At 39.4% G+C, this 24617-nt stretch carries 24 protein-coding genes and 1 tRNA gene; 10 read left to right on the forward strand and 15 right to left on the reverse strand.

The genetic code is table 11. The features are described from left to right. The first annotated feature begins 21 nt into the window (after positions 1-21). Positions 22-2325 carry a heavy metal translocating P-type ATPase gene (locus SLP02_RS12180; RefSeq protein WP_319420925.1) on the forward strand — a complete coding sequence of 768 codons (2304 nt, stop codon included), beginning with the start codon at positions 22-24 and terminating at the stop codon, positions 2323-2325. 19 nt (positions 2326-2344) lie between these two features. Beyond that, the gene (locus SLP02_RS12185) at positions 2345-2872 is read left to right on the forward strand and encodes a cupredoxin domain-containing protein (protein WP_319420926.1); all 528 of its coding nucleotides are present in this window, start codon (positions 2345-2347) and stop codon (positions 2870-2872) included. Positions 2873-2885: 13 nt separating this feature from the next. Here the strand turns inward: SLP02_RS12185 and SLP02_RS12190 are convergent, their stop codons facing one another. The 11 genes from SLP02_RS12190 to SLP02_RS12240 form a co-directional block, all read right to left on the reverse strand. Continuing rightward, a complete protein-coding gene (locus SLP02_RS12190) occupies positions 2886-3119 on the reverse strand; it encodes a hypothetical protein (RefSeq protein WP_319420927.1) in 234 nt (77 codons plus the stop codon). A 243-nt stretch (positions 3120-3362) separates the two neighbouring features. Further along, complete coding sequence (locus SLP02_RS12195; RefSeq protein ID WP_319420928.1) at positions 3363-4103, reverse strand: succinate dehydrogenase/fumarate reductase iron-sulfur subunit; 741 nt, start codon at positions 4101-4103, stop codon at positions 3363-3365. Between the two features lie 178 nt (positions 4104-4281). Then, positions 4282-4797 (reverse strand): ComEA family DNA-binding protein, encoded by a 516-nt coding sequence (locus tag SLP02_RS12200; RefSeq protein ID WP_319420929.1) that lies wholly within the window; start codon positions 4795-4797, stop codon positions 4282-4284. 57 nt (positions 4798-4854) lie between these two features. Then, positions 4855-5235 (reverse strand): NINE protein, encoded by a 381-nt coding sequence (locus tag SLP02_RS12205; protein ID WP_319420930.1) that lies wholly within the window; start codon positions 5233-5235, stop codon positions 4855-4857. 233 nt (positions 5236-5468) lie between these two features. Then, positions 5469-6722, reverse strand: coding sequence for a methionine adenosyltransferase (metK, locus tag SLP02_RS12210; RefSeq protein ID WP_319420931.1), 1254 nt, complete (start codon positions 6720-6722; stop codon positions 5469-5471). A 91-nt stretch (positions 6723-6813) separates the two neighbouring features. Then, complete coding sequence (locus tag SLP02_RS12215; protein WP_319420932.1) at positions 6814-7560, reverse strand: HAD family hydrolase; 747 nt, start codon at positions 7558-7560, stop codon at positions 6814-6816. A gap of 101 nt (positions 7561-7661) precedes the next feature. Further along, the gene (locus tag SLP02_RS12220) at positions 7662-8783 is read right to left on the reverse strand and encodes a 30S ribosomal protein S1 (protein WP_319420933.1); all 1122 of its coding nucleotides are present in this window, start codon (positions 8781-8783) and stop codon (positions 7662-7664) included. Between the two features lie 522 nt (positions 8784-9305). Then, positions 9306-10388, reverse strand: a complete 1083-nt coding sequence (locus tag SLP02_RS12225; protein ID WP_319420934.1) for a spore photoproduct lyase family protein — start codon at positions 10386-10388, stop codon at positions 9306-9308. An 85-nt stretch (positions 10389-10473) separates the two neighbouring features. Next, positions 10474-10827, reverse strand: coding sequence for a hypothetical protein (locus SLP02_RS12230; protein ID WP_319420935.1), 354 nt, complete (start codon positions 10825-10827; stop codon positions 10474-10476). Between the two features lie 304 nt (positions 10828-11131). Further along, positions 11132-12649 (reverse strand): GMC family oxidoreductase, encoded by a 1518-nt coding sequence (locus tag SLP02_RS12235; RefSeq protein ID WP_319420936.1) that lies wholly within the window; start codon positions 12647-12649, stop codon positions 11132-11134. Positions 12650-12857: 208 nt separating this feature from the next. After that, positions 12858-14465 (reverse strand): FAD-dependent oxidoreductase, encoded by a 1608-nt coding sequence (locus SLP02_RS12240; protein WP_319420937.1) that lies wholly within the window; start codon positions 14463-14465, stop codon positions 12858-12860. 416 nt (positions 14466-14881) lie between these two features. Here SLP02_RS12240 and alaS point away from each other — a divergent pair, with 416 nt between their 5' ends. Both alaS and SLP02_RS12250 read left to right on the forward strand, forming a co-directional pair. Further along, positions 14882-17578 (forward strand): alanine--tRNA ligase, encoded by a 2697-nt coding sequence (gene alaS, locus SLP02_RS12245; protein ID WP_319420938.1) that lies wholly within the window; start codon positions 14882-14884, stop codon positions 17576-17578. 155 nt (positions 17579-17733) lie between these two features. Beyond that, the gene (locus SLP02_RS12250) at positions 17734-18021 is read left to right on the forward strand and encodes a hypothetical protein (protein ID WP_319420939.1); all 288 of its coding nucleotides are present in this window, start codon (positions 17734-17736) and stop codon (positions 18019-18021) included. Positions 18022-18045: 24 nt separating this feature from the next. Here the strand turns inward: SLP02_RS12250 and SLP02_RS12255 are convergent, their stop codons facing one another. The 3 genes from SLP02_RS12255 to SLP02_RS12265 all read right to left on the reverse strand — a co-directional run bounded on the left by SLP02_RS12255 (position 18046) and on the right by SLP02_RS12265 (position 20620). Then, positions 18046-19116, reverse strand: coding sequence for an acyltransferase family protein (locus SLP02_RS12255; RefSeq protein WP_319420940.1), 1071 nt, complete (start codon positions 19114-19116; stop codon positions 18046-18048). A 115-nt stretch (positions 19117-19231) separates the two neighbouring features. Beyond that, the gene (locus tag SLP02_RS12260; RefSeq protein ID WP_413467179.1) at positions 19232-19921 is read right to left on the reverse strand and encodes a class I SAM-dependent methyltransferase; all 690 of its coding nucleotides are present in this window, start codon (positions 19919-19921) and stop codon (positions 19232-19234) included. 24 nt (positions 19922-19945) lie between these two features. Then, positions 19946-20620 carry a DUF1997 domain-containing protein gene (locus SLP02_RS12265; protein WP_413467370.1) on the reverse strand — a complete coding sequence of 225 codons (675 nt, stop codon included), beginning with the start codon at positions 20618-20620 and terminating at the stop codon, positions 19946-19948. 179 nt (positions 20621-20799) lie between these two features. Between SLP02_RS12265 and SLP02_RS12270 the strand changes: the two genes are divergently transcribed. From SLP02_RS12270 to SLP02_RS12295, 6 genes are all read left to right on the forward strand, one after another. Continuing rightward, a complete protein-coding gene (locus tag SLP02_RS12270) occupies positions 20800-21459 on the forward strand; it encodes an SDR family oxidoreductase (RefSeq protein WP_319420943.1) in 660 nt (219 codons plus the stop codon). Positions 21460-21526: 67 nt separating this feature from the next. Next, a complete protein-coding gene (locus tag SLP02_RS12275) occupies positions 21527-22240 on the forward strand; it encodes a glycoside hydrolase family 24 protein (protein ID WP_319420944.1) in 714 nt (237 codons plus the stop codon). Between the two features lie 134 nt (positions 22241-22374). Next, a complete protein-coding gene (gene hisF / locus SLP02_RS12280) occupies positions 22375-23145 on the forward strand; it encodes an imidazole glycerol phosphate synthase subunit HisF (RefSeq protein ID WP_319420945.1) in 771 nt (256 codons plus the stop codon). Positions 23146-23329: 184 nt separating this feature from the next. Beyond that, positions 23330-23512 carry a hypothetical protein gene (locus SLP02_RS12285; protein WP_319420946.1) on the forward strand — a complete coding sequence of 61 codons (183 nt, stop codon included), beginning with the start codon at positions 23330-23332 and terminating at the stop codon, positions 23510-23512. Positions 23513-23565: 53 nt separating this feature from the next. Then, positions 23566-23638: transfer RNA gene (locus SLP02_RS12290), tRNA-Ala, on the forward strand. A 251-nt stretch (positions 23639-23889) separates the two neighbouring features. Beyond that, positions 23890-24195: a hypothetical protein gene (locus SLP02_RS12295; RefSeq protein WP_319420947.1), complete on the forward strand. Its 306-nt coding sequence runs from the start codon at positions 23890-23892 to the stop codon at positions 24193-24195. Here the strand turns inward: SLP02_RS12295 and SLP02_RS12300 are convergent. Next, entirely contained in the window at positions 24181-24585 is a 405-nt protein-coding gene (locus SLP02_RS12300) for a cation diffusion facilitator family transporter (protein WP_319420948.1), read from the reverse strand. The genes SLP02_RS12295 and SLP02_RS12300 overlap by 15 nt on opposite strands. Positions 24586-24617: the final 32 nt, after the last annotated feature.

Here is a 24617-nt window from a genome sequence, read left to right on the forward strand (position 1 = left end):
CATTGAACATTTATCAATAAGATGAACACCGCAACGAATACAGAAAAGATAAATCTCAAACTCAGGGGGATGAGTTGCGCTTCCTGCGCTAGCAGTATCGAATCAGCAATTAGTAATGTACCTGGGGTAGAGTCATGTAACGTCAACTTTGGTGCAGAACAAGCTGCGATTAAATACAATCCCCGCCGAACTAGCATTGAAGATATTCAAGAGGCAGTAGAAGAGGCAGGATACTCGGCTTATTCTCTTCAAGAACAAGAACTGGTTACGGGAGAAGATGACCGAGAAAAAGCTGCCCGTAAAGCCGAATCTCGCGACTTAATTCGTAAAATGATTGTTGGTGGCGTAATTAGCGTCATTTTAATTATCGGTTCTCTACCAATGATGCTGGGGTTGAATTTACCTTTTATTCCTGCATGGTTGCACAACCCCTGGCTGCAATTAATCTTGACTGCGCCAGTACAGTTTTGGTGTGGTTACAGGTTTTATATCGGTGCGTGGAAAGCTTTCAAACGTCATGCTGCGACGATGGATACGTTAATAGCTTTAGGTACGAGTGCAGCTTATTTCTATTCGTTATTCGCTACCATATTTCCTAATTTCTTTCTCAGTCAAGGCTTGATGCCTGAAGTTTACTACGAAACCGCAGCCGTTGTTGTTACCTTAATCTTACTTGGACAATGGTTTGAAAATCGAGCCAAGGGGCAAACCTCAGATGCGATTCGTAAAATGATGGGTTTACAGGCTAAAGATGCCAGAGTCATTCGTGACGGACAAGAAATAGATGTTCCTGTTAATGAAGTTCAAATCGGCGACACCATCTTAGTACGCCCTGGAGAAAAGATTCCCGTTGATGGAGAAATAATTAGCGGGAATTCCACTATTGATGAAGCGATGGTGACGGGGGAAAGTATACCCGTCAAAAAGCAGCCAGGGGATGAAGTAATTGGTGCGACTATTAATAAGACAGGTAGTTTTAAATTTAGGGCTACTAGAGTCGGCACAGATACAGTTTTAGCGCAGATTGTTCAACTGGTACAAGATGCCCAAGGTTCAAAAGCACCAATTCAAAGACTAGCGGACAAGGTTACAGGCTGGTTTGTGCCTGTAGTAATTGCGATCGCCCTTGCTACTTTTGTCCTCTGGTTTACCATCATGGGGAATGTTTCCTTAGCTTTAATCACTACTGTCGGCGTATTAATTATTGCCTGTCCCTGTGCTTTGGGTTTGGCAACTCCTACATCTGTCATGGTAGGTACGGGGAAAGGTGCAGAAAATGGAATTTTAATTAAAGGTGCAGAGAGTTTGGAACTCGCTCATAAACTGCAAACTATTGTCCTTGATAAAACTGGTACGATTACCGAAGGAAAACCCACTGTTACTGATTACAATACCGTTAGAGGAACTGGGAATAATGCAGAATTAAAATTATTACGCTTAGTCGCAGCAGTCGAACGTAATTCCGAACATCCTTTAGCCGAGGCGGTAGTAAAATACGCCCAGTCACAACAGATAGATCTACCAGAAAGTGATGAGTTTGAAGCAGTAGCAGGTAGCGGAGTACAAGGAACTGTTTCAGATTGCGAAGCTAGCCGTAGGCATCGCCTAGTACAGATTGGCACTCAACGCTGGATGTCTGAATTGGGCATCAAAACCGATACTTTACAACAACAAAAAGATATTTGGGAGGCAGAAGCCAAAACCGTAGTGCTAATTGCCATAGATGGCGAACTAGAAGGAATTATGGGTATTGCCGATGCGGTAAAACCATCTTCCACCGCAGCAGTTAGGGCATTACGCAATCTAGATTTAGAAGTAGTGATGCTGACAGGAGATAACCAAAAAACCGCCGAAGCGATCGCCCGTCAGGTGGGTATAGTAAGAGTAGAGGCGGAGGTACGTCCCGAGCAAAAAGCTGCCAAGGTAAGGGAATTACAGCAGGAAGGTAAAACTGTGGCTATGGTAGGGGATGGTATCAATGATGCCCCCGCACTAGCTCAAGCCGACGTGGGTATTGCCATTGGTACGGGAACGGATGTGGCGATCGCAGCTAGTGATATTACGCTCATTTCGGGAGAATTACAGGGTATTGTGACTGCCATACAGTTAAGTAAAGCGACGATTAATAATATCCGTCAGAATCTTTTCTTTGCCTTTGTTTATAACGTTATCGGTATTCCCATTGCAGCAGGAATTTTGTTTCCTTTCTTTGGCTGGTTGCTCAATCCAATTATTGCTGGCGGTGCGATGGCGTTTAGTTCGGTTTCGGTAGTAACTAATGCTTTACGTTTGAGGAATTTTAGTCCGTCAAAAGTCCGTTCATAAGCAAGGAGAAAAAAATATCATGTTAAATAAAAGCAAAATTGTTGGAAGTCTTGCAGGATTAGGATTCTTGTTGGCTTTAACTCCTAACATTGTACTGGCACAGAAAGAAGTAAAAATGCCTGCTTCGGCGGGTGAACAAACTAGCCAGTTTCAGAAGATAGAACAGCCTCTAAGTCTAAAGCTTGCTGTAGCATTGGGTGGCTTGGGTTTGATTGGTGCAGAACTTTGGTGGTTTATGTATAGTAAAACTAAATCCCAAAAAGCCAAGGCTAAACAAGGGATTCAAGAGGTTGATATTCTGGTAGACGGTGGCTATACACCAGATAGAATCGAAGTAATTGCTGGCGAACCTGTTAGATTAAACTTTTATCGTCAAGATCCTAGTAGCTGTTTAGAACAGGTATTATTACCCGACTTTAATAAGGCATTGGATTTGAGTCTCAATCAAACTACTTCCGTGGAAATTGTGCCAGAAAAACCAGGGGAATACACCTTTACCTGCGGGATGAATATGTATCGAGGTGTAATCAAAGCAGAAACTCCCTAATCCTAAATTATTTCTATTTCAGAACATTGTCCTTAAATAAACAAGATTGAGTTGTAAATAGATAGCCTCCTGATTCTTTAGGCTTGGCTACACTAATTTTTTTGTAACCAGCTAGTAATCCCCAATCACCTTGTTCTAAATTGCTGCATTCACTTATTTTATTATCTGGTCGATAATCTACATATACAATTATGTCCTCTGCAATTTGAATCCAAGAATACTTGTTTACTGCAAATGGAGTGTACAAAAAAGATAAATATAAAATAATAGATAAAATAGACGCTGATAAAGCAGAACCAAGTCCTCTTCCGCCGTTAAACAAAAAGGAACGGTAAAAGTGCTTTCTATGCTTCGTTCGCTATCCACTTCAATCGTACCCCTATGAGCTTTAACGATCGCCCGTGAAATTGCCAAACCCAGACCGTCTCTCTAGAGCGATCGCAATTAAGTGAAAATGCCTGCTTCGCCTGGGAACAACAGCAATCAACTATTAACTAAACATCGCTTTGATATATTCTCGACGCATAGAAGAAATAGCATCCAAAGAAATACCTTTGGGACAGACAGCAGTACATTCTCCATGATTAGAACAGTCGCCAAACCCTTCATTTGCCATTTGTGCTGTCATATCCAACACCCGCTGTTTGCGTTCGGGGTGTCCTTGAGGAAGCAATGCTAGATGAGAAACTTTAGCTGCGGTAAATAGGGAAGCAGAAGCATTAGGACAAGCAGCAACACAAGCACCACAGCCGATACAGGCTGCATAATCAAAAGCGCGATCGCTATTTTCTTTGGCTACAGGTAGAGAATTAGCATCAGGTGCAGCACCAGTATTAACGGAGATATAGCCCCCCGCAGCAACTATACGATCAAAGGCAGAGCGATCAACTACCAAGTCTTTAATTACAGGAAAAGCTTTGGCACGCCAGGGTTCTACTACGATTGTGTCTTCATCCTTAAAACTTCTAAGGTGCAGTTGACACACGGCAGTTTGTTTTTGTTCTCCATGCGCCACCCCGTTAATCATCATGCCACAAGAGCCACAAATCCCCTCACCACAGTCGCTATCAAAGGCTACAGGTTCTTGATCATTTTTGATTAGCTGCTCGTTTAATACGTCTAATAGTTCAATAAATGACATACTAGGATGAGCATTAGATACAGTGTACTCTTCTAATTTTCCTTTAGCTTCGGCATTAGGTTGTCGCCAAACTTTTAAATTAATTTTCATAAGATAAATTTAAATATAAATTAGTTTTGCTGAGATTGATTTATAAAGCTATCAGTTATCAGGTTTTTTACCGAACACTCCTTAATTTAACAAAATTAGCTAATTGAAGGTGAGAGAGGGCGAGGAAACCTCTCTCACCTTGTTGAAGAATAAATAAGAAGTAGAAAGTATGCTCGATCTAAAATTGCAAATAGTGCATTAGCTGCGATATTAACTCACTATCCAAATTTAGACGACGTTGGAGATCGACAATATTGCGATATTTACCGTTTTCCTGACGATTTTCCAGAAATATAGAGGCTAAATTTGTATCTAAGCCAGGAATTACAGCGATCTCTTCTAGTTCAGCAGTATTGAGATTGACTTTCTTCGGACTTAAAGGACTGAGACAATCGTAGTAGGCAAAAGTTAGAATCGACTCATAGGGTTGAAGACGCTGCACAGAAACGTTGATTGCAGCAGCAACATCTTCAAGACAAACTAGCTGCACTCCCATTTTGACTAAATCTACTAGCGATCGCGCCTGATGAATGGAAAACCCTGGCAGCCTTAGCCAATCGTCTATTGTTGCCTGATTCACGTCAATTCTGATTCCCATCTCAATGGCGATCGCAATTTCTCGTAACGACTGAAAACGATAATAAGGATCTTTGGCTATTTTATTTCTAATGCCAATTTCAGATAACTTAAACATTACTCTACGGGCGATCGCAACTTCGCCCCTAACTGATTACTATTCATTGTTAATTACTTATGCAATATGTTCTAATAACTGACGGCGTTTTTGTTCAAATTCATATTCTGTAACCAAACCGTCTTCTCGTAGTCGATCTAGTTCTCGCATGGCTTCGGCGATCGCTTTTACTTGAGGTGAGGTATTAAGATTGTATTGGCTATAGCCGTTAAACTGACGTTCAAACTGTTCTTGATCTTGAACAATATACCAGACTGCATCAATAGCAGCAGCAATTCTAGAGATAGGTGTTGACCATAAGAGAATATAAATAATTCCCCAGATGGGCTGTCCTAAATATAGTTTATGAAGTCCTGCGATCGGTGTAATTGTTCCTAACAAAGCTAGTGCTATGGCAACGCGCCTATTTTTGTGGTGTTTAAATAGTTTGTCTAACACTGGTGGATAAATATTGATTGAGGGTAAATAATTGAATTTACTTTAGCTTATTTTTTTCATTCTTACGTTCCTCTTTTGATTGTTGCCAAGTTTTCCAACAATCTTAGGTGAGTTATTGAAATTAATTGCTGTAAAAATTGTGTGTACTGAAAACTAAAAAAATCAAAAATAAAGGAGCTTATCTTATTAAGCTCCCTCACATAATCTTTGAATTGTTAATTGAAAATCAATTGTTAAACTGCACTATTAGACAATAGAGCGTCTTTTAATTGCTCTGCTTTATCAGTTTTCTCCCAAGGCAAATCTAGATCACTTCTGCCAAAGTGTCCATACGCAGCTACATCTTGATAGAAGCGACCACCTCTTTCTTGAGGAAGATTGCGTAGATTGAGAGTTTGAATAATTCCCGCAGGACGCAACTCAAAATGTTCTTGAGCTATTTTTAACAGCGCATCTTCATCAACTTTTGCAGTACCAAAGGTTTCAATAAACACACTAACAGGTCTAGCAACGCCAATGGCATAACTTACCTGGACTTCGCATTTATCTGCTAAACCCGCTGCCACAATATTATTTGCTACATAACGACAAGCATAAGAAGCACTGCGGTCTACTTTCGTGGGGTCTTTACCAGAAAAAGCACCACCACCATGACGAGAATAGCCACCGTAAGTGTCTACAATAATTTTACGACCAGTTAAGCCAGAATCTCCTTGAGGACCACCAACGACAAACTTACCTGTAGGATTAACTAAAAAACGGGTTTTGTCAGTTGGTTTTAAATCTAAATCAGCGAATACAGGCTGAATCACCCCAGACCAAAGATCTTCTTTGATTTTTTTCTGCACAGCACTATTTTCTGAAAGATTGTCAATAGTTTCTGTGTGCTGAGTCGAAACTAAAATAGTATCAATGCCGACTGGTTTTCCATCTTCGTATTGAATTGAAACCTGAGTTTTGCCATCAGGACGTAGATAAGATAATTCACCGTGTTTACGTACTTCTGCCAAACGACGAGACACCCGATGAGCCAAACTGATAGGCAATGGCATCAATTCTGGAGTTTCGTTACAGGCAAAGCCAAACATCAACCCCTGATCTCCTGCCCCAATTTTATCTAGCTCACTATCACTAAGATTTTCTCTTTGTTCTTGAGCCGAAGTTACACCTTGAGAAATATCTGGAGACTGTTCATCTAAGGCAACTAGCACAGAACAGCTATCGGCTGAAAACCCATTTTCAGCATGGACATAGCCAATTTCGGCTATTTTTTTTCTGACTAAATCTACATAATTGACCTGAGCTTTAGTCGTTATTTCTCCTGTAACTAAAACCAAGCCTGTATTAACTACTACTTCTGCCGCAACACGGCTTAAAGGGTCTTGAGTTAGGATAGCGTCTAAAATGGTATCTGAAATCTGATCACAAATCTTATCGGGATGTCCCTCTGTGACAGATTCGGAGGTGAATAAGTAGTTACGAGACAATTTGGTATAATCCTCCAATGAATGCTATTGCGGTGGCGCGAGATTATGAAATAAGCAGCCAAACATAAGACTATATGATACAGCTTTGTTTTTAAGATGACAAAGTTTGTAGCTCCAAGAGGTTGGAAATCTGAATATCTGCCTGGGATAATTTCACATTTTTGTGACGACAAATGCCAATAGCTGCTGCTGCATTAGCGTTTTTTGCCATAGTTATATCAAACGCAGAATCTCCTACCATTAGTGTTTGTTGGGGTGTAACTCCCAAAGTTTGGCAAGCTTGAATAAAGAGTCTGGGATCTGGTTTAATAATTTCGCCATCAACTCCCATACTTAGTTGAATATATTTCTTAAGTTCATGAGCGTCAACGAAGTTTTCAACTTCTGAAGTAGAATCGCTAGATAAAATGCCAATTTTTAGACCTGTATTAGACAAATGCTCAAGAGTTTCCTTTACATCAGCGAACAAGGGTACTGTTTGAGGATTTTTGATTATATATTTTGACTCAGATAGTTCTGTAAAAGCCTGTTGAGCAATTTCTCTTGCTTCGTGCCAGCTTCTTCCTGTTTCAGCAATATAAGCAGCAGCAGCAATCTCGTTTTCAAGGCGACTGCCAACAGCCATTAAACCTGTAGGGTCTAAACTATTATCTAAAATACCAAACGCCATTAACAAAGGCTCTCCTACCCCTGGTATTTGAGCATCAATCAAACGCGCTCTTTCAGTACCTACCCCGCGCCAGAATTCTAAGGAGTTTTCTAAAGTGCCATCTTTATCAAAAATAATGGCATCAATATTATTAAATTTTACATCTTGACAAGCGATCGCAACTGACAAACTTTTTCTCCTAAAGTAAATGTAATCAAGCAATTAGCAAAAAAAAGAGAGGAAACTTATCCTCTCTCGATTTCTAATAATTTTACCTTTGTAATCGGCTTTTATTCATCTACTGCTGCACCAACCATTTCCCCTTCTGAATCTTCAGGGGTATCTTCTGTTGCTTCGCTTGTAGGTTCAACAGTTTCCTCTGCCGCTGTTTCTGCAACTGGTTCTTCTACTGCTTCTTCACCTTCTGCCACCGTTTCTTCTACAGCAGTCTCATCGTTTACTACAGATTCTTCTACCATTGCAGCAGCTTCTTCTAAAGTAACTCCTTCGGCTTCAGCCAATAGTTTTTGGCGATATTTTTCAGCCATTTCTTCGGCTTTCTCAAATACTATATCTCTATTTTTGAGCATATCACCTGGTTCTGGCTCAAGCTGCTTAGTAGATAGAGATATACGACCTCTTTCTGCATCCAGGTCGATAATCATTACCTTTAATTCGTCATTAACACCAAATACGCTGTGAGGAGTATCAATGTGGTCATGAGAGATTTCCGAGATGTGAAGCAATCCACTTACGCCACCAATATCGATAAATGCACCGTAAGGTTTGATTCCACGTACAGAGCCTCTAACTACTTGACCTACCTCTAAACCGTTCATCTTACGCTCTACTAGCGCTCGACGATGACTTAGAACCAGTCGGTTGCGCTCTTCATCTACCTCTAAAAATTTGAGTGGTAAATCTTCCCCAACTAAATCTTCTTTTGCTTCCCTAGCACTAATATGAGAACCAGGAATAAAGCCTCTCAAACCTTCAATTCTGACTAATGCGCCACCACGGTTAGTCGCAAAAACATTGGAACGAACTGTAGCATCCTCCTGCTGTAGCTGTCTTACTCGCTCCCAAGCACGCATATACTCAATGCGTCTGATAGACAAAGTTAGCTGTCCGTCTTCGTTCTCGTCAGTTAAAATAAAGAACTCTCTGGTTTCATCTGCCTGAAGCACTTCAGTAGGATTGTCAACTCTATTGATCGACATCTCTTGAATAGGAATATACGCAGCAGTTTTAGCACCAATGTCAATCAAAGCTCCCCTTGGTTCCATACTAAAAACTGTTCCCGCTACTATGTCGCCAGGACTGAAGTGATAATCGTATTTGTCGAGTAGAGCAGCGAAATCTTCGTGAGTGAAACCAATATCTGTAGTACTTTTTGTTTGCTGATTGACCATATGGGTTAGATGTCCTTGTTGTATTTCCTTATTTTTTTGATTGATGAGCCTCCTGCTTGATGTACACTCATCCAATTGTTGTGCAGCCTACACCTACATCACCAAGCATTTCAGCCAACAGTTGAGTCATTTGTTAAATTTAAACAATTCTATAAAATTTAACTGCTACTGAAATATACCTGTCTGTTGGTAAAATGGCATTATTCTATTCTAACTTTTTATTGAGCTTACCGTAATTTTTTTTACTCTTTTTTACTAAATAAAGGCAATAATTATAATCATGTTGGAAACGCTGGGCTAAATAAGGATTATTGCCATTTTTTCTTAACAAAAAAAACGCAGTATTGATAAAGTTCTGACACACCTTAGTCATAAACTCTATCTACATTAGTTTAGTTACCGATGACTTCGTGGAAGGTTGCCACCGCAGTTTCTAAATGGTTAAAAAATCGATTCGCACCGATTAAATCCGTCAGCCCATCGCGATCAAACTGTTTAAAATCTACAGCGCTAACGATCAATCTAAGTCCAATATAAAATTTCCCCTTGAGGAAAATTAGTAATGATTTGTGTTTGAATAAATTCTTTAAGTTCTGTCATAGTGTCGCGAGCATAAACATACTTTACACCACCAAACTTGTTGCGCTTTTGAGCGCGATCGCCTTCTTCTAAATCTAGTTTGCTATTAGGATACCATGTCTGCAAAACCTCTTTTGATTTAGGGGTAAAGCGATGAGTGATTAATTCAAAAGTAAGATCGCCTTCAAAATCTAATGCCTGACGAATTTTAGCAAACAAGTTTTCGTAATGCTGCTGCCAATTTGCGATCGCCATAATTGGCGCAACGACAACGCCCACAGGATAACCCTTCAAAGCTAGCTTACGTAATCCCTGTAGCCTCTCTTCTACGGTAGCCGTACCTCCTTCCATAAAATGACTAACAGGATCGGCATTGACGCTGACGCGACAGCGAGTATGCCCGTTATGAGGTAAATCCAATAGCTGATCGACATGATCGAACTTGGTTACCCAACGTAGATAAGCAGATTTCCTGGTACCAAAATAGCGAATACATTCAGCTAAACTACCAGTCAAGTGTTCTATGCCCAAAGGATCTGTATAACAGCTAACTTCATAGGTTGTATCTTGATCTTCCTGTTCGTAATTGCTCAAATTTGCCAGAATTTGCGGTAAATTTCCATAAGCTTTAACTACGGGTACTCCTGATAGACTTCCTGCCAAATAACAATACTGACAGTGTGCAGGACAACCTTGTGCCAAATGAAATTGCCAATCAGCCGATGGCGGAATAGGTGTAAGTTTAAGTTGACTGGGTGGTGCGTTAACTATAGCTAAAGTATTTTTGGCGATCGCATAAGTCTCTTTTTCAGTTTTGCCACGCAAACCAGTTATTCTATTTTGCGATAGCTTTTGAACTGAAATACCTAAGTCTTTTACCCTGGCAACAATTTGTTGTCCCCAGGGTTGAGAATCAGCAGCAGGAGTAATTAATACTTGCTTTGGCAGCCAAAGTTTAGTTTTAGAAGCAACAGTCCCGTTGGATTGCGTAGAGTTGATCGGCGTTGAAATAGCAGATTTGCTCATGAAATTATCTTAATTAAGCAGTTGTCTTTAAAACAGCTACAGGCGATCGCTATGAGTGAAGCAATTAATAATCCAAGCGGCTAAATTAAAAGCTACTAGCATCTTTAAACATTTGCCTAATTCTTTCTAGAAGTTTTGCATCAGGGTCAGCGCGATCGATACTTGGCTGTTTCTGAGCGGGAATTTGAGCAGGATTTAAGAGCGCTCGCTGTGTTTCAGGACTAACAAAATCATCAACGCTTTTCAATGATTTTACTTTTTTCGAGTCGGAATAAAGCAAACCTACTTTTTGTATACCATTAGACAAGTCTGATCGATCGGATTTGTCAGAAACTTTGCTTACGTCTTTGCTTGTACAGGCGGTGGTTGCCATTAAAAATATTCCTAATAAAAATGCCGTGACAATTCTACTAGTCTTGAGCTTTCTTAGCATATTCATGAGTGCTACCTAGGAATTATAAGATCGTTATGCAATACCAAACCATGAAGTTGAAAACTTCTGGTAATTAATAATTTATCTATCTTCTGGCGAAATAGCTTCTGACTTAAGTTGTATTAAAATATTTGGCGTTGCTGAACGCATAAGACTCAAATTTAATTTGACTTATTTATTCATACAATACAGACTGCTTAAAAGCTAATATCAGCTACGAATAGTATTGTCATGTATATCATTACTCAAATTAGCAACGCCAAAAATAAGATATCTCAATAGTTTTACAACTTAACCAGCCCTAGGCTTTTTAGCCCAAACTATCTTTAATATGATCGCTTACTCTTAAAGCATTTGCCACGATGGTTAAGGTAGGATTTACCGCACCCATACTAGGAAAAAAGCTAGCATCCACAACATAAAGATTCTCGACATCATGAGTACGACAGTTAAGATCGAGAACGTTGGTTTTAGGGTCTGAACCAAATTTACAAGTACCTACCTGATGCCATACAGCACTAAGAGGAACTTCTTTGATCATAAACATAAAGAACCCAACTTTGCGCAAATACCCTTGCCACATATCAATAAACTGATTGTGAGCTTTAGTGTTGTTGCGAGTAAAGTTTACTTTAATTTTTCCTGCTTCTGTGAGGGTGACACGATTATCAGGATCGGGTAAATCTTCGCTAGTTAGCCACCAGTCTACCGCGTGGTCTGCCATATACTCTAAAGTTGCTTGAGGTACGGAGTCGGGAGAAAAAGTTGCTAATCGATTCCATTTTGATTTACCCGTCATTTGGATTTGTCCTAAAGGATAGTCGTGTTCGGGACTACCAAAATAAAAGTCATTAAAGCCAAGAGTTTTTTGAAATTTAACTGGATTAGGCTTGTCGGCGATCGCCACTACGGCAGAATGATTATGTAACATCAAGTTGCGTCCTACCATACCCGAAGAGTTGCCCAAACCATTAGGATGCTGCTCATTAGCAGATTTTAGGAGTAAGGTAGCGGAGTTAATTGCCCCAGCAGAAAGCACAAAAGTATCGGCAGAATATTGTTCTTTGTTGCCGTCAATTTCTACTTCTACAGCTTTTATCTGTTTGCCACTATCATCGGTAATCAATTTGGTAACTAGAGCATTTATTTTTAACTCTATATTTTCATATTCTGTAGCAGGATCGACACAGGCTATTTGAGCATCAAGTTTGGCATCAATTTTGCAGGGATAAGGATCGCAAGTAGCACAGCGAATACACTTACTATTTTCGGGGTCTTCAACATTGCGATCTACTGCTAGGGTTAAATGATGAGGATGTAAACCCAGGTTCTGCAAATCATTTGCTACCTCCTGCATACGGGGTTCGTGAGGTAGAGGCGGGAAAGGATATTCGGCGGACATAGGCGGTTCGGTAGGATCTTCCCCTTTTTGTCCGTGTATTTTAAATATACTCTCGGCACGGGTATAGTAAGTCTCTAGGTCTTGATAGCTTAATTCCCAAGCAGGAGATATACCGTCTTGATGCTTTACTTCTCCAAAGTCAGCCTCACGCATTCTTTGCAAAGCTGCGCCATAAACTTTGGTATTACCGCCAACATTATAAAAAGCCTGGGGTGAAAAACTGTTGTTGTCTTTGTCAAACCATTTTTCTGTTACCTGATATTTTCTACCCTGAAAAATTGCCTCAGGATTCCAATTGTCATCTTCTTTTGGTAAATATCCTCCTCTTTCAATAATTAAAATGCGTTTTCCTGTAGGCGCAAGAGAATAAGCTACTGTTCCGCCACCGGCACCCGCACCGATAATAATAATGTCGTAATGGTTCATGTTTTTAGTTGATTAATTTTTAACTGTATTGATGTTTTTTTGATGCACATCAAATATAATTTTGGCTTTTTAGAGGGATGATTTTTAGGGCAAGATTTATCTAAAATATTGACCCTCAAATGATCCCTCTGTCGAACGCCTACATTAACTTTTGACCAACGGTCACAGCAGGCTTTGTCCCTTTAGGGACAAAGCCTGCTGTGACTAATTAAATCAGATCAATCCAGTTAATTTCAGTATTTTTTATTTCATTTGCGTCTGGCATTTTTTGCCGACGCATCAGTTCGGAAATAGCTGCAATATCCTTGTCCCTATTTACCCCTGCAACTGCCATTACCTTATTGTTTTGTAAATAGAATGCCAGAAATTCTAACTCATCTAGACTTTTATTAGACTCAGCGAGTTCTCCATCAATTTTAATTTCATCCCATGATTCAGCGTGTCCCACATAACGTAGTTTCAAATCGTATTGACCAGACCAAAAGAAAGGAACAATATCGTCAGCTTTTGTTAACTTGCTTTTTTCCAGCATATTAATTGCTGCAATTTTCCCATGCTGTGCTGCTAGTCGCCAGTGTTCGATGCGGGTTGATTCTCCCATAGGTTGATAGGGAAAAGAAGCAATGTCTCCCGCTGCATAGATATCTTTTATTTCAGTTTGCAGATATTCATTGACAGGAATACTGTGATCTTTCTCGTTAAGTTCAATTCCCTCTAAGTAACTAGTGTTGGGTTGAACACCAATACCAACAATAACTAGGTCAGTAGCTATTTTTTCACCATTTTCCAAAACGGCATATTCAACTTTGCCATCGCCACCAAATTCTGTCGCTTTAGTTCCAAATTTAAAGGTTACGCCGTTTTGCTCATGAAGTTTTTGGAACATCTTGCCTAATCGATCGCCTAAGATCTTTTTAAAAGGGACATCACTAGGAGAGACTACAACAACTTCTAACCCTTGCTGATTTAAACTAGCTGCTGCTTCCATGCCAATAAAGCTCGAACCAATTATTAAAGCTTTTTTGGCTTTTTTAACTTCCTCCAGGATCGAGTTGACATCTTCTGTGTTCCTCAAGGTAAAGATATTAGCTAAATTTGACCCTGGCAGATCCATTTTCTTGGCTTGTCCTCCTGTAGCAAGCAGCAAGGAATCATACTCAAGGGTTGAATTGTCTTCAAAGGTAATTAACTTATTTATGGAATCTACCTTAGTGACTGCCTCACCAAAGCGCAACTCTATATTATGTTGGTCGTAAAACTCACAGCTACGTAGAGGTAAAGAATCTTCTTCAGCTTTACCTTGAAGATAGTTTTTACTCAACTTAGTACGGTCATAGGGTAGCTTTTGTTCGGCACTTATTAAAACAATCTGTCCCTGGAAACCTTGCTGACGTAAAGTTTCTACGGCAACTGTACCCGCTGAACCCGCCCCCAAAACTACAAAGGTACGCTGGTCAACTTTAGGTTCATACCTTGCCATAGCTAGAGTTCGCTGCTGAGATATATCCTCTGGCAGCTTTACTAATACTTGCTCTCCTTCTATCCTGACAGAAAAATTTGTGAGAGAATCTAATGCGGGTGGTTCTTCCTGTTGTCCTGCGATCGCATTAAAACAGGCATTATGCCAAGGGCAAACAATTCTTTCGTTACATAAAATTCCTTTAGCCAGAGGTGCGCCATAGTGGGTGCAAAATGCTCCCGTAGCGTAAAATTGACCGTCAATCTTGGATAATAATATTTGGTCGTCACCTACAGCTATTTGCTGCATTTGACCGTCTTGTAGTTCATCGACTTTGGCTACAGCTATTTCTTTCATATACTTATACTTTTAGTGCTGACTATATTTAGACAAAAGTTATCAGTTAATAACTGAATTTATTCAAAACGCTTAAAATATTTAATAGCGATCGCAACTTTAACTTAACATTTATTAACATTTATTTTCCAATAAATTAAATCTTGTTTGTATCTGACAATAGTATTAGATCGATTTCAAAATTTATGCTTATATCTGCATTTGATGCTTTAGTAGTCAGAATGCTGTCTTCGATCATCTATCAAAGGTTGTATATTGTCTCAAAGGCTTATAGCTATTTCAACCGTCTGATAATCTCAAACTGAAATGACGTTGTTTTATAGCCACCAGATAGTTAATTTTTACGTAAGACTCAACGAAACCATAAAAGTGCAAAAATAAATAATATACAGTAAATTGCATCTATCTAAACTACTATGGTCGATCTCCCACACCTAAGCGGTAGCGACATCCGCGACAAGTTCTTAAAATTCTACGAGTCCAGACAGCATAAAATATTGCCTAGCGCATCTTTAATACCCGAAGATCCGACGGTAATGCTTACTATTGCGGGAATGCTACCATTTAAACCAATATTTTTAGGACAGCGCAGAGCATCCTCTCCCCGCGCTACTACATCCCAAAAGTGTATTCGTACCAATGATATTGAGAATGTAGGACGTACCGCCAGACATCATACTTTCTTTGAGATGCTGGGTAACTTTAGCTTTGGCGATTATTTTAAAGGACAGGCGATCGCTTGGGCGTGGGAACTTTCTACTCAGGTTTATCAGCTACCAGCAGAGAGAATTATTCCTAGCGTTTATCACGATGATGACGAGGCTTTTGATATTTGGCGCGACAACATAAATATCCCCGAACATCGTATTCAGCGTCTGGGAAAGGAAGACAACTTTTGGGAATCTGGCATTACTGGTCCTTGTGGTCCTTGTTCGGAGTTATATTATGATTTTCATCCAGAATTAGGCGATGAGAATATCGATCTAGAAGATGACAGCAGATTTATCGAGTTTTATAACCTGGTATTTATGCAATATAATCGCGATGCAGAAGGAAATTTGACACCTTTAGCCAACAAAAATATTGATACGGGTTTGGGTTTAGAGAGGATGGCACAAATCCTCCAGCAAGTACCAAATAATTATGAAACTGATTTAATTCTGCCCATTGTTAATACTGCTGCTGAGATTGCAGCCATCGACTATACTCAAGCCGATGAGCAAACTAAAACTTCCCTCAAGGTAATTGGCGATCATGTTCGGGCAGTAGTTCATATGATTGCTGACGGGGTTACTGCTTCTAATGTCGGTAGAGGTTATATTCTACGTCGTCTAATTCGTCGAGTGATTCGTCATGGCAAATTGATTGGTATTGAAGGGAATTTTATTAACCAAGTTGCCGAAAGTGCGATCGCTTTATCTGAATCAGCTTATCCTAACGTTAGAGAAAGAGAAGACTACATTAAAGGTCAGCTTCAAAGGGAAGAATCCCAATTCCTCAAGACATTAGAGAGAGGAGAAAAAATACTAGCAGATATTATTGCTGAGGCAGCTAATTTATCGGCAAGTCAGATATCGGGCAAAGATGCTTTTGAACTCTATGACACCTACGGTTTTCCTTTAGAATTAACCCAGGAGATCGCTGAAGAACAGGGATTAACGATCGATCTTGGAGGTTTTGAACGAGAAATGGAGTCGCAAAAAACTCGTTCCAAAGATTCCCATGAGGCGATCGATTTGATGACTCAAAACGCTTTGGGCGAAATAGTCAAAGACAGTAATGAAACTAGCTTTTTAGGTTATTCTCAGCTTGCAGTACAATCTCAGATTATGGGCATTGTGGTTAACAGTAATGATCCAGGTAGGGGCAGTTCGCGAACTGCCCTTACGCAAAACGCTCCTACGGCAACTGCGGGTGATACGGTTCAAATCATTCTCGATCAAACCCCATTTTATGGCGAGTCTGGAGGGCAAATAGGCGATCGCGGTTATCTGTCTGTAGGGGCGAATGGCCATTCGCCCCTACAAATCCGCATTGAAGACGTACAAAAGGACGGCAATGTCTTTATCCACAAAGGAAAAGTTGAGCGGGGTACAGTCAACCTGGGAGATGTGGTTAACTCAACTATAGACCGCGCCTGTCGTCGTCGAGTTCAGGCAAATCATACCGCCACCCATTTATTACAGGCTGCCCTCAAGAAAATAGTTGATGATTCAGTGTCTCAAGCTGGTTCATTAGTTAGCTTTGACCGCTTGCGCTTTGATTTTAATTCTCCTCGCGCTTTGACCCCAGAAGACGTGCAGCAGGTAGAAGATTTGGTTAATACCTGGATTTCTGAGGCGCACGAAGCCGATATAAACGTGATGCCCATAGATGAAGCTAAAGCCAAAGGGGCAACGGCTATGTTTGGCGAAAAATATGGTGATGAAGTAAGAGTTATTGACTTCCCAGGAGTCTCGATGGAACTTTGTGGCGGTACTCATGTAACTAATACCGCAGAAATCGGCGTATTTAAAATCATCTCCGAAACTGGTATTGCTTCTGGAGTCAGAAGAATTGAAGCAGTAGCTGGGGCTGCTATTCTAGACTATCTCAACGTTAGAGAGAAGGTAGTTAAAGAATTGAGCGATCGCTTCAAAGTTAAGCCAGAAGAAATTGGCGATCGCGTCTTGAGTTTGCAAACGGAACTTAAAACTACTCAAAAAGAATTAGAAGCAGCAAAACAAGAACTGGCACTGGCTAAATCCGACAGCTTATTATCTCAAGCTGAAACGGTAGGTGAATATAAAGTATTAGTGGCAAATATGGGAGAAATGGATGCCAAATCCTTGCAGTCTGCTGCTGAAAGATTACAGCAAAAATTAGGCGAATCAGCCGTAGTTGTTGCTTCTATTCCCTCAGAAGATAAGGTTAGTTTGGTAGCTGCCTTTAGTCAGCAGGTTATTCAAGCTAAACAACTACAGGCAGGTAAATTCATCGGCGAGATTGCCAAAATCTGCGCTGGTGGAGGCGGTGGCAGACCAAATCTAGCGCAGGCTGGAGGCAGAGATGCTAGTAAAATAGATGAGGCTTTAGATACCGCCAAGCAACAGTTAATTGCAAAGTTAAGTTAGATCTAATGGGTGGGTCAAATTCCACCCTAATTTTTGTCATTTGTATTCTCATTGCCGAGAATGATAATCTATGACTACCAAATAGGCTGCGAAAAAATAAACCATCAGTAGGAAAATTGAGCCATAATTTGTCAGTATAAATAGTCATTTAAAATATGGAATCTACCAATCAATCTCTTAACACTGGACAGTGGTGTTTAGTTACAGCGCGTCAATGGAAACGTGGCTCTTTTTTAAAATACTTAAATAACGATATTGACAAAAAACATTTACAAGAATTAATTTTAGAGATTGTCGAGTTAGAAGAGTCTGTTTATGAAGATATGGTATTACTGCGTATTAGTAATTATGCAGAAGCAAGAAGCCAATTACAGCAAATAGAGCATTTCCAAAATATTCAAAGATTAAAGCCCAACGAAGTTAGTCGAATGCTTAATAAATAAATAATTTGCCTTAATTACTAAATTTTACCAGCCAATAAGATAACGGCTATTCTTTTTCAGGACAGCTTTGATACCGTAAGCGATCGCCATAGAAATAATAACTATTAAAAAAGTTGCCAATACCAAAGTAAAAAAGTTTCCTTGATAACTTAAATCTAAATTTAATTTCTTAGCAATGCTAGCAATAGCGTTAATTAAAAATGGATGAATAAAGTAAATAGCAAAGCTGGTTTCTGCCGTCTTTTTCATGCTGCTAATATCAGTATTTTCATAATGATCGAGAATAGACATAAGCAGAAAACAAAGCAAAATTTTCTGAAGTAAATTGACATCAGGAACCGTGATTGACCAAAATTCTTTGGTAAAGTTACCTGAACTGTGGAGTACAAAAATTTGAATTAAACTAAGAGCGATCGCCAGTAATACAATCACTGCCTTTTTCTTATTATCTTTTAGATAAGCGTAGATCTTTTTATTATTAATTGAACTCCAGATTCCAATCAAATATACTGGCAAAAAGTAAACTACAGAATGAAGAGGATTTATACCATCACTTGGTCGATGAACAATCAATGAAATAGGTAAAAGAAATGCAATTGCTAATAATATTTTGTTTGACCTGATAATCCAGTTAATTACAGGAGAAATAGCAAATAAAATCATTACCATGGGAATATACCAATAGGCAAAATTAATTCTACCTGTAACTAAAAACCAAATAATTGCTAAAAATGGTTGTTCTCTCAAGCTACCAGGGAGAAATTTTCCACCGTCACCTACAAACACAGTAAGTAATATAGGAACTAATGAACAAAGTAAATAAGGCAAAAGCACAAACTGTGTCTTTTTCTTCATAAACTTTTTGTATTCAAATCTAGGGTAAAAAATATGATTGTATAAAAAACCCGAAATAAATACAAAATAAACGCTTCCATTTGAAATCAGAGAATAAAGCAGCTTTTCGGCATTAGTTGATGTATCCAAACCACCCAAACCTTGACAATGACCTAACACAATTAGAATAATTGCTATTCCTCTAAAATAATTAATTGAATTGAGAAATTTTTTCTTTGTAGGTTGAGAGCTTGATACCATTTTCTATCTTTAAAACGGATTGTTTTATTTGATTGAATTTAAAATAACCTGAGCTAGGAATTTAGCCAAAAGAATAGGAACTAATTAAATGTCTCTTATTTTTCATCATGAACGATCACAAACTTTTTGATTTAATTACTAGCATTTTGTTGCCACCTGGTTGAAGTTCATAAGGTACAGTTTTAATCATCACAGAATATCCCCAGTTGCTAAATTCAGTCATAACAAAATCTAAATAGGGAGAAGTTTCCTGCATTAATGTCAACAGCGGAAATATTCTTACCTCTTGGCTAACCCTCAGCATTTCTTTGATCGAAGCGATATGAAAGTCTCGATCGCAATGTTCAGAATATAAAAACAAAAAATGAGAACATAATGCTAAGTCGAAGCTGCGATCGGCAAAATTTAAATGGGGTAATTCCTGGTTGAGATATCTATTGTCTTGTTTTCCCTGGCTATAATCCTCTAAAAAAAGCTCAAGGCTTTCGACGCGACTCTTTTTTAGGGCTTGGGGTGATGAATGATATTTCCACACCCAATTATTAGGAGTAGCAATTACCTGATCGATAATATTATCCACCACCTCATCAAATCGCTGCTTGATTTCTGCACCGTCAAACTGATAAATAGGATCGACGGAGGTAATATTTACCTCTGCTTTTGTCCCTTGGGCATTAAAGCTGGCTGGACCATCTCCTACCCCTAGAATCCTTTGCTGTAAATCCTTGGGGGAGAGGTCAAACATTTTAGTATATTCATCGAGCGATCGCCCAAAAGGAACAACTTTTGCTAATTTCATGACCATAATGGAAACTATTTTTTAATGTTTCTAAATAGCACATGGTTGAGATTTATTAACTTTATCAAGTTGTCTACTGCCTTTTGGTGGCATTGATAAATTATGCCTATTATGAAAATCTTGCTGTACCTTGTAGGTCAAACGAGGGGAAATTTGACGAACAATTTGTCCTAAAAGGCGATCGCCTGTAGATTGAATTAAAAATGGGGAAATTTTAGCCATAAACTGAGGGAATTCTACCTCAACGCCTAAATTTAAACTCCACCTAACTTCAGTAATACGGCTTGGGAGTGTAATCTTCTTAGGAAATAAGCCACTTTTAAAGGTATCATCCCGATCTACAGTCATCTCAGTTAATTCCATCGATGCCTGATAATTAACCTCATATCCAGTAGAATCATACTCAGGAATAGGAATAGTCTGCATCTGATAAATATTGCCTACAGGTGAATTTAAGACCACGCCAATTTTTGGCTCTACTTCGTAACCAAACGCGCCATATTGTCCTACAGTCAAAACATAACCATTGTCTCCTAAAGGTTCAACCTTCATTGGTTGAGCGCAGCGACAAAACCAACCTTCATGAGCATCAAGGTATTTAGCCACCGTATCTACATCGCTATACATATCCATTCGTCCGATAAAGCTGACCTCAAAGACAAATGTTTTTGACTGTTCAAGAGAATTAATATAGTTAAGCTGCATAGAATCAGATGAAGATCCTGGTGAAAATGAATTTTGCGGGTGACTAATAAATTTGGACTGCATACTATTTATTTAAATTACCGTTTTAGAACATTCCCTTACTGTTAATATAATTACAATAAAGGTGTTAATTATCAGCAAAACACTTTTTTTTTGAGACAGGTGTGATTTAGATTTCTATGGGTATATTTGTTGCAGGAGCTACTGGGCAAACTGGTAAACACATTGTTAGACAGCTATTGGCAAAAAACGTCTCTGTAAAAGCACTAGTTCGCGATCTTAAACAAGCTCAGACAGTAATTCCTGAGGCTGTAGAACTAATACAAGGAGATGTTTTAAATCCAGCAACTTTTGAATCTGCTCTTTCTGATTGTAACGTCTTAATTTGCGCTACTGGGGCTAGTCCTAGTTTAGATCCTACTGGACCCTATCAGGTTGATTATCAAGGTACGAAGAATTTAGTAGATGCAGCCAAAGCTCAAGGAGTCGAGCATCTGATTTTAGTTTCTTCTTTATGTGTGTCTAAATTTTTTCACCCTTTAAATCTGTTTTGGCTAGTTCTATACTGGAAAAAGCAGGCTGAATCCTATATTCAAGCTAGCGGTATTCCCTACACAATTGTTCGACCAGGGGGATTAAAAAACGAAAACAATTCTGAGCCAGTTTTTATGTCTGCTGCTGATACTTTATTTGAAGGTAGCATTCCCCGTGAAAAAGTTGCCCAGGTATGCGTAGAAGCAGCATTTCAGCCTGCTGCCAAATCCAAAATTGTCGAAATTATTACTCGTCCCACAGCCCAAGAAAAAACCTGGTCACAATTATTTAGCGATATTTCTTAAAGTTTGGCAGCAAGATCTATAATTTCTCATTGTTTCATTACCAAACTGTTTAATCAAGCTGCCTAAAATGCAACTAAGCAACAAAGCCAAGTTTCTCTATCTTGGATGTCTAATCTTAATTTTATTGAAGTTAAGATTAGACATTAGCAAGTCTCAAGTTGATGCTCACTGGCAAACTCCTAAACAGTTATTTTCTCAGCTTTTTCAAGATTGGCGTGATAAAAACTCTCATCAAGCACCCTACGCATATAGTACAAATTTATATAGCACGCAGCCTTTAATGATGGCAGGAGGCGATCCTTACATACGAGCCTTAATGCGAACTATTACAGCTAGTGAAGCTAACGTCAAACGACCTTATAATGTAATTTATGGCGGTCAATACGTTGACGATCTTAGCCATCACCCTGAAGTCTGTGTGCCAATTGTCGCTGGACCAAATGTAGGGCAATGTAGCACCGCTGCTGGGCGTTATCAAATGCTTGATTTTACCTGGAGTAAACAGGCTCAACTATATCATCCTCGCCCATCGGGGATTTGGCGTTGGAAAACCTATAGCTTTGAAGCAGAATATCAAGATGCAGTGGTTTACGAGTGGTTGAGTGATTCTAACGCTTGGGGAACAGATATTCCGCAACTTTTGCGACAGGGCAAAATTACTCAAGTATTAAAGCTGCTTTCAGGTACTTGGACTAGTTTAGGTTATGGCATAGAAACTAACTCTATGAGTGATTATTTGCCAAAAATATATCAAAATATGTTGCAGGAAGAACTCAGCTAGTACCGTCGCGCGGAGGTAAACTGATTAAAGCGATTGAGTCTGTAAGATATTTGGTCAGATTACACCGATCAAGGTAAAATTTTCTCTGCAACAAATTAAATTTTCTTTAACTCTAAACAAGAAAAAAACGAACTATGCTTGCCAAAAGAATATTGCCCTGTCTTGATGTCAATGCAGGAAGAGTAGTTAAAGGCGTTAATTTTGTTGATCTCAAAGACGCAGGAGATCCTATAGAACTAGCAAAAGTATATAATGATGCTGGAGCAGATGAGCTTGTATTTCTTGACATTACTGCTACCCATGAAGATCGAGGCACGATTGTAGATGTCGTTTATCGCACGGCAGAACAAGTGTTTATTCCTCTGACGGTTGGGGGTGGTATTCAATCCTTAGAAAATATTAAAATTTTGTTAAGAGCGGGAGCGGATAAAGTTAGCATCAATTCCGCAGCAGTTCGCAATCCTGACTTAATTAATCGTGCTAGCGATCGCTTTGGCAAACAATGTATCGTCGTGGCGATCGATGCCCGTCAACGTACCGATCTTAATAATCCTGGCTGGGACGTATATGTACGTGGGGGCAGGAAAAATACGGGTATTGATGCGATCGCCTGGGCAAAAGAAATGGCAAAAAGAGGTGCTGGAGAATTATTAGTAACCAGTATGGATGCCGATGGAACACAGGCAGGATATGATATCAACCTAACTCGTTCAATTGCTGAGCAAGTAGAGATTCCTGTAATTGCCTCTGGCGGGGCAGGAAACTGTCAACACATCTATGAAGCTTTAAATCAGGGTCAAGCAGAAGCTGCTCTTCTAGCTTCTCTACTACATTTTGGACAACTAAGTGTCTCAGAGATTAAAGCCTATCTGCAAGAGCGTCAAGTTCCTGTACGAATAGCTTAATTTAATGGGCTAAAATAAGAGAAGACACCCTAAAGGGTTCAGCATCAGAAAGCACTATATGCGGACAAGTATATGCGCAAGTAATTTATCACGCATCTTTAAGTAAAGCTTAAAAAAAGAAGTTTTATTCCCAATACTTAAAAATTGTGTATTAAGATAATAAATAGTTTACATTTCGTAAAAAATGCTGATTCCAATTCTCATATTTGACGTTGCTTTAGTAGCATGGTCGCTGCATCTAATGCAATCGGCTTTGGAACAGCAAGAGTTCTCTTTAATGCTTGCTGGTACACTTGTTGCTGCATCCGCCGCTGCTATGTTGGTAGTCTATTTTATTGCTGGCAACTGTATAAGTAGTCTTAGTTAATCTTCATTTTGGTTAACTCCATGATCTAGTTGTGATAATATTGTTCAAGTATTGGGGCATTAGCTCAGTTGGTAGAGTGCTTGCATGGCATGCAAGATGTCAGCGGTTCGAATCCGCTATGCTCCATTTGGCGTAAGGTCTAATTTTACATTGTTTGTGTAATTTAAAGTTTGTTTTTGCCGTTGTGTCAAGGCTATATTTCAAAAACTCTACGGCAAAGTAATGCTTTAAAATGGTTGTTAGACCATTTTCGTAATTTAAAAATACTAAGATTGACGAGAGGAAATGCTCGTGGTTAATGAGCATATTCCACTCCCGTGCTGACAAATTTTGAAGAAGAAAAGCGATGCCTAGCCGAAGGGATCGCCATCTAAATTGTGACTAAAAATCAAACTATGAAGATTGAAAAATTTATACAGCAAAATCCCCAACAGATAAAAAGTTATCCCCTTTCACTTCAGGCATTGTGGCATGACTATCAAGGTGATTGGAACAGTTCTCATAAATTAATCGACCATGAGAGCGATAGTGATTGTGCTTGGGTTCATGCTTATCTGCACAGAGTTGAGGGAGATTTAGGGAATGCTCGTTACTGGTATCGCCGTAGTGGTAAACCAGAATCAAAACAGACTTTGACAGAAGAAAGGCAGCAGATAGCTCAGGCTTTATTAGAACAATTTTAAAGGTTCGCCTTGACATTGATTAACTTCTACCAGTACATGAGTAAGAAAAGATATTTCATTGAGCAAGCTTTTATAGTCTTCGGGCGATCGCGGAAAATGTGTGACCAGAGAAATGGTTGTAGCCAAACGATTTTCAGCGACATAGCGGATGTGTAAGTCAGTGATTCGATTGTCGGCATCAGCTTCAATAGCAGTCATAATATCTAACCTCGTTTGCTTGTCAATCGCCCCATCAAGCAAAATAGCACCTGTATCTTGAACCAAATCATAAGACCATTTAGATATATAGCCGTACCAAGTTAAATTAGCGGTGCGACCCCCTAAGGGTTCAACAGTTTGCTCAACGGGGGGAAGCCAAGGCGTGTTTTGGGTCAGAGTATTCTGTCCCAACAGGCGAGTGGAACAAGCCCCCGTTTAGGGGG

Source organism: Pleurocapsa sp. FMAR1, from assembly GCF_963665995.1.
Lineage (GTDB): Bacteria > Cyanobacteriota > Cyanobacteriia > Cyanobacteriales > Xenococcaceae > Waterburya.